General features: G+C 36.0%; 13 protein-coding genes. All 13 read left to right on the top strand.

Annotated elements, in window-relative coordinates:
- A partial coding sequence (locus ACY2V1_RS08670; RefSeq protein WP_461834398.1) for an NAD(P)/FAD-dependent oxidoreductase occupies positions 1–581 on the top strand: 581 nt, incomplete at its 5' end.
- Positions 582–604: 23 nt separating this feature from the next.
- Positions 605–1,333, top strand: coding sequence for an outer membrane protein assembly factor BamD (locus ACY2V1_RS08665; protein ID WP_461834397.1), 729 nt, complete (start codon positions 605–607; stop codon positions 1,331–1,333).
- Positions 1,306–2,130 (top strand): hypothetical protein, encoded by an 825-nt coding sequence (locus ACY2V1_RS08660; RefSeq protein ID WP_461834396.1) that lies wholly within the window; start codon positions 1,306–1,308, stop codon positions 2,128–2,130. The genes ACY2V1_RS08665 and ACY2V1_RS08660 overlap by 28 nt, the downstream gene beginning before the upstream one ends.
- Before the next feature lie 171 nt (positions 2,131–2,301).
- Positions 2,302–2,436 carry a hypothetical protein gene (locus tag ACY2V1_RS08655; protein WP_461834395.1) on the top strand — a complete coding sequence of 45 codons (135 nt, stop codon included), beginning with the start codon at positions 2,302–2,304 and terminating at the stop codon, positions 2,434–2,436.
- Between the two features lie 15 nt (positions 2,437–2,451).
- Positions 2,452–3,660: an FAD-dependent oxidoreductase gene (locus ACY2V1_RS08650; protein WP_461834394.1), complete on the top strand. Its 1,209-nt coding sequence runs from the start codon at positions 2,452–2,454 to the stop codon at positions 3,658–3,660.
- 174 nt (positions 3,661–3,834) lie between these two features.
- Entirely contained in the window at positions 3,835–4,203 is a 369-nt protein-coding gene (locus ACY2V1_RS08645) for a hypothetical protein (RefSeq protein ID WP_461834393.1), read from the top strand.
- Between the two features lie 63 nt (positions 4,204–4,266).
- On the top strand, positions 4,267–6,708 hold the full coding sequence (locus tag ACY2V1_RS08640) for a TIGR03936 family radical SAM-associated protein (protein WP_461834392.1): 2,442 nt from the start codon (positions 4,267–4,269) through the stop codon (positions 6,706–6,708).
- Between the two features lie 2 nt (positions 6,709–6,710).
- A complete protein-coding gene (locus ACY2V1_RS08635; protein WP_461834391.1) occupies positions 6,711–7,439 on the top strand; it encodes an SIR2 family NAD-dependent protein deacylase in 729 nt (242 codons plus the stop codon).
- 24 nt (positions 7,440–7,463) lie between these two features.
- Complete coding sequence (metK, locus tag ACY2V1_RS08630) at positions 7,464–8,633, top strand: methionine adenosyltransferase (protein WP_461834390.1); 1,170 nt, start codon at positions 7,464–7,466, stop codon at positions 8,631–8,633.
- A 37-nt stretch (positions 8,634–8,670) separates the two neighbouring features.
- Positions 8,671–8,886 carry a type II toxin-antitoxin system HicB family antitoxin gene (locus ACY2V1_RS08625; RefSeq protein WP_461834389.1) on the top strand — a complete coding sequence of 72 codons (216 nt, stop codon included), beginning with the start codon at positions 8,671–8,673 and terminating at the stop codon, positions 8,884–8,886.
- Complete coding sequence (locus tag ACY2V1_RS08620) at positions 8,883–9,107, top strand: type II toxin-antitoxin system HicA family toxin (protein WP_461834388.1); 225 nt, start codon at positions 8,883–8,885, stop codon at positions 9,105–9,107. The genes ACY2V1_RS08625 and ACY2V1_RS08620 overlap by 4 nt, the downstream gene beginning before the upstream one ends.
- 129 nt (positions 9,108–9,236) lie before the next feature.
- Positions 9,237–10,307 (top strand): uroporphyrinogen decarboxylase/cobalamine-independent methonine synthase family protein, encoded by a 1,071-nt coding sequence (locus ACY2V1_RS08615; protein ID WP_461834387.1) that lies wholly within the window; start codon positions 9,237–9,239, stop codon positions 10,305–10,307.
- 21 nt (positions 10,308–10,328) lie between these two features.
- Positions 10,329–11,192, top strand: coding sequence for a dTDP-4-dehydrorhamnose reductase (gene rfbD / locus ACY2V1_RS08610; RefSeq protein WP_461834386.1), 864 nt, complete (start codon positions 10,329–10,331; stop codon positions 11,190–11,192).
- The last annotated feature ends 84 nt before the right edge of the window (positions 11,193–11,276 follow it).

Below are 11,276 nucleotides of genomic sequence, written 5' to 3'. Positions count from 1 at the left end.
ACAAAAAATTAGGGGTGCCAGGTGAAGAGGAATTTACAGGCAGAGGCGTATCTTATTGTGCCCTTTGTGATGGGATGTTTTTTAAAGACCAGGTAGTGGCCTGTATTGGAGGCGGCAATACAGCATTAGAAGAGTCCCTTTATCTGGCAAAATTGGCCCAAAAGGTATATTTAATACACAGAAGAGATCAATTTAGAGGATATAAAATCTATCAGGAAAGAGTCTTACAAAATCCCAAAATAGAGGTTATCTACGACTCAGTGGTTGAAGAGATAAGGGGAAAAGATAATGTTGAAGAAATCCTTATATTAAACAAAAAAACTCAAAACAAAACAGAACTAAAAGTTGATGGAGTGTTTGTCTTTATTGGAATAGCACCAAACAGTAATTTTATCCCAAAGGATGTGGATGTTGACCCTAGAGGTTTTATAAAAACCGACAATGAAATGCAGACCAACCTGCCAGGAATTTTTGCAGCTGGAGATGTCAGGGCTAAAACCTGCAGACAAGTGGTCACTGCAGTTGGAGATGGTGCACAAGCAGCCCACTCTGCATACCTTTTTCTCCAAGAAAAAGATTGATTAAACTCTTTTGGATAAATCACATGAGAATAAGATTCATTATATTTAGCTTGTTTTTTTGCATGTTGTTCTCTGGTTGTGGAGTTATAGATTATTATTTTTTAAGACCAAAGCCACAAACTCCCCTTGAACTCCTAGAAGCTGGAGAGGATGCACTTAATGAAAAGAATTTTGATAGAGCAATTGAATATTTCCAAAAAATCAAGGATAAATACCCATTTAGTCCATATACAGTGAGGGCAGAACTTCTCCTTGCAGATAGTTATTTTTATGCAAAAAAATATGAAGAAGCTGAAACAGCCTATAAAGAGTTTGAGTCCTTACATCCAGGTCATAAAAATATAGATTATGTAATTTTCCAAATAGGTATGTGTAATTTTTACCAAAAACCAAGTATTGACCTTCCTCAACTGTGTATACATGAGGCAATCTCCTATTTTACCAAATTAATTGAAGCATATCCAAGATCTAAATATGTGCCAAAGGCAAAAAAACTCCTAAGAAAGTGTAGATACATCCTGGCAAAACATGAAATATATGTTGCCAATTTCTATTTTAGGACCAAAAGATACAAAGGAGCATGGAAAAGGTATTTATATATTCAACGAAATTTCCCTGAATTCAAGGATATAGTGGAATATTCAAAATACATGGCCAGGATTGCCTATATTAAATACGACCTAAAATCATCAGAAGAAAAAAGACAAAAAGAATATGGAGGTTTGTGGACAAAAATAAAAAGATGGTTGTAGAAAGCTTTCTTGAACAAAAAATTATTCAACCTTTAGATGAAGAGAAATTTGATATAGCCTTTGAAAGTATAGATCCATATGTAAAATCAATTATAAAAAAGTCAATTTCTTTGAATTATCTATTCCTCAAGAACAAATTCTGTCAATATACATCTAAAAAAAAGACAGAAATAGATTTAGAAGAACTCAATATAATAGAATTTCAACAAAAAAAAAGGGGTGTATTAGTATTCTTATCAAGAGAATTTAGCTCCCCATCACAACTCATTGGACTTTTACTAATTCCCAGAATACTGGGAATTAGTACTTTTGTCATAGGGAACTATAACAAGTGGCCTATAAATATATTGGTCACCCTGGAACTTTTGGGAGTCTCTAATGTGTATAATGTCGTTGAGGATAAATTTTCTAATACCAACCTAAGTATTGATCCATTTTGGTCATTTTTTTGCCTAGGAACAGCCTATGTGCCGTTGAATGACCACGTTAAACACCTAAGCTCGCCTAAATATGGCCTTGTGATAAATAGCGACAATGTTACCTCTTATATAAACAAAGAGCACATCCAAATAGCACATCCATCCCTATACATAACAGAGATATCTTATGACAATTTTAAGAAATCATACACAGAAGACAAAATCAAAGATATTGATATTATTTATACAGATTGCAAAATAGATATAACAACTCCCTCTTTCCCACGTCTTTTACTTGGAAGGGGGCTGGAAACCTTGTGGATCTTCCCTCAAGTAAACATAAATGATTTTTTGGTAGAGCATTATATAATACTTTAAGAAAATAAAAAGTTTTTACTTTTTTAACAAAAATCGTGATTCGTGAATCGTGGCTGGCATCACTAATCACGATTTTATTGAATTATCTTGATAAATTTTTTTAATTAGTGCAAAGTTAATATGTTGTTGAGTAAGTTTGGTATAATAAAAGTATAATCAAGGAGGTGAGAGATGAATAGAGGTGAAAGATTAGTTATTGTGGGATGCAGTGGCTCTGGGGGGCCTGCTGCAATGTTAGCCAGAAAATTAATGCCTGAAATTGATATTACTGTAATTCGAAAGGAAAAATTTTTTATTGTTAGATGAGCTCTGCCTCATGTTGTGGCCGGTCTGGCCTCAGGCGAATCCATTGTGGTTCCAGATAAAATGTTAGAAGATGCAGGTATTAATGTAGTGGTAGATGAGGTGACAAAGATAAATCCAGATAAAAAGGAAGTAGTTACTGCTGGTGGTAAGGGATTTCATTATGATAAACTATATCTAGCAACAGGCTCCAGGCCATTTGTTCCTCCTATTGAAGGTAAAGATTTAGAAGGAGTTATGACCTTACGTGGACTTGATGATGCTGAAAAAATAAGGACATATCTTTCTGAAAAACAACCCGAAAATATAGTATTTATAGGTGCTGGGTTTATTTCCATGGAAATTGCCTCTCTTCTTGCGGAAAACATGCCTGGTAAATTTAATATAAGTATTGTTGAACTCATGGATCGCCCACTTCCGCTTATGCTTGATAAGGACATGGCTGATTTGGTAACAGAATATTTGACAGAAAAGGGATTAAACCTTTTAACTGGTGAAAAGGTAGAAAAAATATTGGGCAATAATGGTAAGGTTTCAGCTGTTGCCCTGGGATCTGGGAAAAAATTGGATGCAGATATGGTGTTTGTCAATGTTGGTGTTAGGCCCAATATTGAACTTGCCCAGGAAATAGGATTAGAAATAGGGAAATTGGGAATAAAAGTAAACGAATATCAAGAGACCTCGAATCCCGACATCCTGGCAGGTGGTGACTGTGTGGAAAAGATTAATTTTATAACAAAAAAACCTACTGGTGGAAGATTGAGGGGACCTGCTGTAATGCAGGGACGAATAGCTGCTAAACGCCTTGCTGGATATGACATTGGATTTCCAGGAGTAGTGGACGCTGGGGGATGTAAACTCTTTGATATGACTGTGACAGCTACAGGACTTAGTGAGACATCTGCTGCAAGAGAGGGCATTGAAACCATTTGCGCTACAGTGGATTCCAGAAGTAAACACAGGATGATTCCAGGAATGAAACCCTGGAAAATCAAACTTATATTTGATAAAAGGACTCAGAAGTTAATAGGAGGACAGATTGTAAGTCATGCAATTCACCCAGCAAGGGAGATAGATGCCATTACTGCTTTTATCCTGGGCGGAAAGACTATTTCTGATTTAACCACTTTTACCTCTGCCTGTAACCCTGACATATCCTCTGAACCAAGTGCAGAACCCATTACCATTGCGGCAGAACAGGCCTTGCAAAAATTAAAAAAGTCATAATAATTTCTCGCCCCCTCCTTGGGAAGGGGGCATTTTCCTTAAAAAATGTACTATAGAAAAGACTCAGGTTATCCCTGGCGCATCCCCCCCTTTAATTCCTTCCTTGACAGTTTCCATTTCCGTGTATAATTCAATTTAAATCTTGATTAAAATATTTTTTAGGAGGAAAGGTCTATGGCTCATGAAATAAAACTAGTAAAGATAGTCACTGGAGACTATGTAATTGGAAAGTGGGTGGAGGAAGAAGGCAAGTTAAAGGATCCAGCTATTCTTCAGACAATACCAACCCAAAATGGCATATCAATGGCAATAATGCCCTTTGGATATCCCTTTGATCAAGAGATAGAGGGTGAAATTTCGAAGGATCATATTGTTTATTGGTATAAAAATATGCCTGCTGAGCTTGAGTCTAAGTATTTAGAGGCATCGAGTAATCTCACTATATCTTCCACCTCAGATCTGAAAAATCTGGAAAATATCATAGGAGGAGGTGGTCAAAAAGGTGGTAAGGTCACAAATATCTCTGATTTACTAAAAGGATAAAAGGATTAAAAGCCGATGCATTGAAAGAGTTAATTTAGATGCATTGGCTTTATTTTTTTTGATATGAAAGAGCTTCTCCCATTATTTGAAAATCCTTCCCATTATATTGGCCAGGAATTAAATAGTGTCCATAAATCAAAAGACATTCCCCTTAAGTGGTGTTTAGCTTTTCCTGATAAGTATCCTGTTGGTGTCTCATACTTTGGCCATCAGATTTTGTATTGGATTTTAAATTCCAGGGAAGATATCTGGGCCCAAAGGGTCTATGCCCCATCAAAACAGGTAGCAACACTCCTTAGAAAAAAAAATAAGGCCCTCTGTACCCTAGAAGGAGATATGCCCTTAACTTCCATGGATATAATTGGTTTTAGTGTTACCCATGAACTATGTTATACTACTATTTTGTATATGCTGGATCTTGGGAATATTCCTCTTTTAGCAAAACATAGGCAAGATTTATGTCCCATTGTAATTGCTGGGGGAGAAGGGGTATTTAATCCAACACCTCTTGAACCTTTTTTTGATGCCTTTGTAATTGGGGATGGGGAAGAGGTTGTTTTAGAAATTTCAGATCTGTTTCTTACGTGTAAAGCAAAATCTTTATCTAGAGACGAAATTCTCAAGGAATTGGCCATGCTTGAGGGAGTCTATGTTCCTATTTTGGGGAACAGGCCCGTTAAGAGGCGAATAATTCCCTATTTAAAAAATGCTTATGTTCCTAAAAAACAGATAGTTCCTTTTGGAAGACCCGTTCATGACAGATATGTAGTGGAAATATCCAAAGGATGTACAAGGGGATGCAGGTTTTGCTATGCTGGAATGATCAATAGACCAGTGAGAGAGAGACCAGTTAATGAAATTGGCTCTATTTTAAATGAAGGTCTAAAGGCCACAGGCCATGGAGAGGTGGGCTTACTTTCTTTAAGTGTAGGAGATTTTTCTAAATTAGATAAATTATTTTCATTGACATTTTCTAAGTGTATTTCTGAAAACATTTCTCTGTCTCTTCCATCTCTTAGGGCTGGTAGTGTGCCTGAAAATTTTATAAAATATATTGGAAAATTAAAGAGTAGGGGGCTTACCCTGGCACCAGAGGCAGGGACCCAGAGGCTTCGCAATGTAATAAACAAGGGTATATCAGAACAAGATGTTATAAATCACGCAAAATGGGCATTTGAAAATGGATGGCAACAGATAAAACTATATTTCATGATTGGTCTCCCTACAGAGACTAAGGAAGATTTAGAGGGGATTTTTGAACTGTGTTTAAAGGTCTTAGAAACTGCGCCAAAATTGACCAGACGAGTTAAGGTCTCTGCATCTATTTCTCCTTTTGTCCCCAAGCCACATACTCCTTTTCAGTGGGAAAGACAAAATAGTTTAGATGAGATAAAAGAAAAAATCGTTTTTTTGAATAAAATGTTTAAAAAGAACAAATGGCTTAATCTAAGCTGGCCCACATTGGAGATGTCTGTTGTAGAAGGGATCTTTTCAAGGGGAGATAAAAGCCTCGCAAATGTTATTTTAGATGCATACTTATGTGGAGATGTGTTTACTGGGTGGATGGAACATTTTGATTATAATGTGTGGGCCCAGGTTTTAAAAAAACATGGTATAGAGGTCTCCAAATATCTTGGCCCTAGGGTTTTAGATGAGCATCTGCCATGGGATTTTATAGATACTGGAGTTAGTAAAAAGTTTTTAAAAAAAGAACTTGTAAAGGCCAAAAAAGAGAAAACAACCAATGATTGTAGGTGGGGTGATTGTTCTGGATGTGGAGTTTGCGATTTTAAAGAAATTTATCCTGCTGTAAATTCAAAGGAAAAGTCTCTGGAAAATTTGGCAGTTAATATAAATAGACAAGTAGAAAAAGGCCAGGATAGATATAATTATTTATTTTGGTTTGAAAAAACAGATTTTGCAGCTTATCTCTCTCAACTTGAACTCCAAAAGGTCATTGAGAGGATTATGAGACGAGCTAATATCCCATTAGCTTTTTCTCAAGGTTATAATCCCAGACCAAAAATATCCTTTGGCCGTGCCTTGTCTGTGGGAGTTCTAAGTTTTTGTGAGTCTTTTGGAGTACAGGTTACAAAAAAACTTGATGAAGATATAGTTGATAAGTTAAATAAATATTCTATCCCTGGTATAAGATTTACTTTTCATAAACATATTGGAACCCGTTTAAAAGTGCCGTGTTCAGAAAAAGAGCTATTTGAGTTAATTTTTCTAAATAATAAAGAGCGCTATTTGTTAGGATTTAGTGAAGAGTCAATAAAAGGAGTTATATGTAAAAAAAAGGACAAACAGATTCCCCTTGATTTGATTGTGGAAAAATGGGAGATTAGGGAGAGTTCCATCTATTTTATGTTTGATTGGAGTGTCTGTTATTTGAATCCATTAATTGTTGTCAAGACTATTTTTAAGGATATAGATCCCATGGATTTTCGACTTATTAAATTAAAACAGTTTTTTACATATTGTAATTTAAAAGAGTTTAAATAAGTATGCGTAAACAGATAGATGAAATAGCGAAAAAATTACAAGATGCAAAAAAGGTGGCAGTGCTCACAGGGGCTGGTGTGTCTGCTGAGAGTGGTATCCCAACATTTAGGGGACAAGGTGGACTGTGGAGAAATAAAGATCCCATGAAGCTTGCAAGTATTGAGGGTTTTTTAAAAAATCCAAAGGAAGTATGGGAATTTTACAACTGGCGCAGGGAACTCATTTCCAAGGTAAATTTTAATCCTGCACATAAGGCAATTGCTGAGCTCGAAGAAAAAAAGGATGATTTTTTGCTTATTACACAAAATGTAGATGGACTTCACCAGTTAGCTGAAAGCAAAAAGGTCATAGAAATTCACGGAAGCATTTGGAAAGTAAGATGTACAGAGTGTAATAACGAATTTTTTGATAAAAGGCCAAATTTAGGAATACTTCCAAAATGCGAGAAATGTGGAGGATTGCTTAGACCAGGGGTTGTATTTTTTGGAGAATCTCTGGATCCTGTTTTACTTGATAAGACCATAGAATTTTTAAAGTCTTGTGATTTTATGATGGTAGTTGGGACATCGTCGGTTGTGCAACCTGCAGCTTCTTTTTTTATGGTAGCAAAGGAGGCAGGGGCAACAGTTGTGGAAATTAATTTAGAAAAAACACCATATAGTAATTATATGGATTATTCTATTCAAGGTAAGGCCGGGGAAATTTTGCCTTTGATTGTTGAGCGAGTTTAAAAATAAAAATAATAGGAGTTTGTTATGATAGGAAAAACTGGAAGATATATGTTTGCGTCTGAATCTGTAACTGAGGGACATCCAGACAAGGTGGCTGATAGGATTTCTGATGCAATATTGGATGAATTTTTAAAGCAGGACCCAGATGCTAGGGTTGCATGTGAAACCCTGGTTACAACTGGTCTGTGTTTTGTCGCAGGAGAAATAAGTAGCAAGGGAGTCGTGGATTATCCAGAAGTTGTTAGACAAACTATAAAGGAAATTGGATATCACAGCTCAGAGATGGGGTTTGATTGGAGGACATGTGCAGTAATATCATCCCTGGATAAACAATCCCCTGATATTGCAATGGGGGTCAACAGACAGAAACCAGAAGAACAGGGAGCTGGAGATCAGGGTATGATGTTTGGTTTTGCCTGCAAAGAAACTGATACCCTTATGCCAACACCAATATACCTTGCCCATAAACTCAGTAGGAGACTCACTTATGTGAGGAAAAAAGGAATACTTGATTTTCTTAGGCCAGATGGAAAGACTCAGGTTGCCTTAGAATATGAAAATGGCAAGCCAATTAGAATTGACAACGTAGTGATAGCCGCCCAGCATGAGGAGAGTGTAAAGTATGAAGATTTGAGAGAAGCCATTATTGAGGAGGTCATTAAACCAACCTTGCCTGAAGAGTTGGTAGATGATGCTCTTAGAATATTTATCAATACCACTGGAAGGTTTGTAATCGGCGGTCCAATGGGTGATTGTGGAATGACAGGGAGAAAAATCATCCAGGATACATATGGGGGAATGGCTTCTCACGGTGGAGGTGCTTTTTCTGGTAAGGATCCATCAAAAGTGGATAGATCTGCTGCATACATGGCAAGATATATTGCCAAAAACATTGTGGCAGCTGATCTTGCTGATATGTGTGAAGTCCAGATAGCATATGTTATTGGAGTTGCTGAACCTGTCTCTGTTTTAGTAAATACCAATGGCACAGGAAAGGTCAGTGATGAGACCTTGACCAAGGCAATTTTGGAAGTTTTTGATTTAAGGCCATATTTTATAATCGAACGACTAAAGCTAAAAAGACCAATATATAGAGAAACCTCTTGTTATGGACATTTTGGAAGGGAACACCCTGATTTTACCTGGGAAAAAACAGATGCAATTGATGATTTAAAGACTGCGTGTAAGGTATAGTAAAAGATATAACCAAAGATAAGAACTGGAGGGACGAATGAAATATAGAGTTATTATTGAACAAGATGAAGATGGAATGTTTATAGCAGAGGTCCCTTCTTTACCTGGCTGTATTTCACAGGGGGAAACACGGACAGAAGCTTTAAAAAATATCCAAGAGGCAATTGAAGTTTATATCGAAAGCCTCAATGCTCATAATGAACCTGTTCCGCCATCTATAGAGGAAGAAATTGTAGAGGTGGCAGTGTTGTGAGTATATTACCTCGAATATCAGGGCGCGAAGCAATATCAGCTTTATCAAAGATAGGCTATGAAATAGATAGACAGAAAGGCAGTCATATAGTTTTAAGGCAAATCAATTCCCCTCACAGACGTATTGTTGTTCCAGATCATAGGGAAATAGCAAAAGGGACATTAAGGAAGATTATAAAGCAAGTCGGATTAACGGTTGAAGAATTCAAGCAGCTTTTGTGAGAATATCATTATCATTTGTCTATAAAGTGCTCCATCTGAGCGCGATTTTGTTACCGATTCATAGGGGCAGGTGAGCTAAATAGTTACAAAGGTTATAGGTTATCAACATAAATTAAAAGAGGTGATTTAATGCAAACAATAAAGCCAAAAGGGCTTCCAATGCTTATTGGGAGCCTTCCTTTGGAAGATCACAAAAAGGCACTTGAGTGGGTCTTTAAATATTCACCTTATATTCCTTTATGGATTCAACTCCCTAAAAGGCCTTTTGAAGGGATGATTTCTCAGTTTATGGAATCCCTTCCAGGATACACCTTTAAGTCAGGAAAAGAATTTATAGATACAGCTACTCCCACTTTTCAGGAAGAGATGGTCTCATTTTATGAAGAATACATGGGGGTTATTGAAGGAAAAATTGATATTGAAAATACCAGGTTCACATTAAACAGGGATAGAGCAGCTGGTTTTTACCATTTGGTTGATAGATTAACTCAAATGGATGGTTTAGATAATATTTATGCTATAAAAGGGCAAATAACAGGACCAATTACCTTTGCAACTGCGGTAAAAGAAGCAGATGGAAGGGCAATCTTTTATGACCTTCAACTAAGGGATATGGCAGTTAAGCATCTAACAATGCTCTCGGCATATCAGGCCAGGGTTTTATCCCGTTTTAATAAGTCTGTTATAATATTTCTGGATGAGCCAGCACTTGCTGGATTTGGTTCATCAGAATTTATAAGTATAAGCAGAGACGATGTATTATCAGCGTTTTCTGAAATAATAGACTATTTACACACCCAAAATGTGCTGGTAGGGATTCATGTATGTGCCAATACAGATTGGTCATTGGCGTTTGACTCTGGAGCAGACATCTTGAGCTTTGATGCATATTCTTATTTTGATAAATTACTTCTCTTTAAAGACAAATTAAAAGATTTTTTAACACAGGGAAAATTTATTGCATGGGGTATAGTGCCAACAGATGCAAAATACATTGAAAAAGAGACTTTTGATAATTTATATAATAAATTTATGACACAATTAAACACAATGGAAGAACAAACTGGTATAAATAGCTCCCAAATAATTACAAACACATTTATAACTCCTAGTTGTGGAGCTGGTTCCTTGAATATTGAGCTTGCACAAAAGGTCTTATCCATTACATATGATATGTATAAGGCTGTTTTGAAGATATAGATAAACTTTCTGGAGTTTTTTATGAATATCAAACAGGCAAAAATACTCATTACAGGTGCTAATGGGCAACTGGGTTTTGATATTAGACGTATATTAAACAATATGAGTTGTGATTTTGTTGCTACAGATTATAAAGAGCTGGATATTACCAATGAGAAATCGGTTTTTGATTTTGTAAAGAGAGGTAACTTCGATTTGATAATAAATTGTGCAGCATATAATGATGTTGATAAGGCAGAAGAAGATTCAGAAAATTGTTATAAATTAAATGCATATGCACCTTTTTATTTGGCAAAGGCCGCAAAAGAGGTAAAAGCTATTTTTGTTACATATTCCACAGATTTTGTATTTGATGGGAATAAAGGAGAACCTTATAAAGAAGAAGATAAACCAAATCCTGTTTCAGTTTATGGAAAAAGTAAGTTAAAAGGGGAGGTTCTTGTTTTAAACGAGTATGATAAATCAATAGTAATAAGAACTTCGTGGCTTTTTGGAATAAATGGTAAAAATTTTAATACTCAAGTATTAGATTGGGCAAAAAAATACAAAGAATTAAAAATAGTAGATGATCAAATCTCCTCACCTACTTACTCTTATGATCTTGCTGATTTTTCTTTAAAATTACTAAAAAAAGTGAATTTTGGTCTATTTCATTTTTCAAATGATGGCATTGCAAGCAAGTATGATCAGGCCAAATATCTATTAAATAAAATTGGTTGGGATGGGAATCTCTATAGGGCAAAGACTTCAGACTTTAATTTAAAGGCCAGAAGGCCAAATTTTAGTAAGCTGGATAGCAAAAAAATTGAATCCCTTGTTGAAGCCAAAATACCATCATGGCAGTCTGGTATTGACAGGTGGTGGGAGGAATACAATGCCATTTAAATTTAAAAAATGTGAAATAGATGGACTTATTCTTGTTATTCCAAAGGTATTTGGAGATGAACGTGGCTTTTTTATGGAGACATA

The organism is Desulfothermus sp. (assembly GCF_053993635.1).
This window is presented reverse-complemented; position numbering and strand designations above follow the sequence as displayed.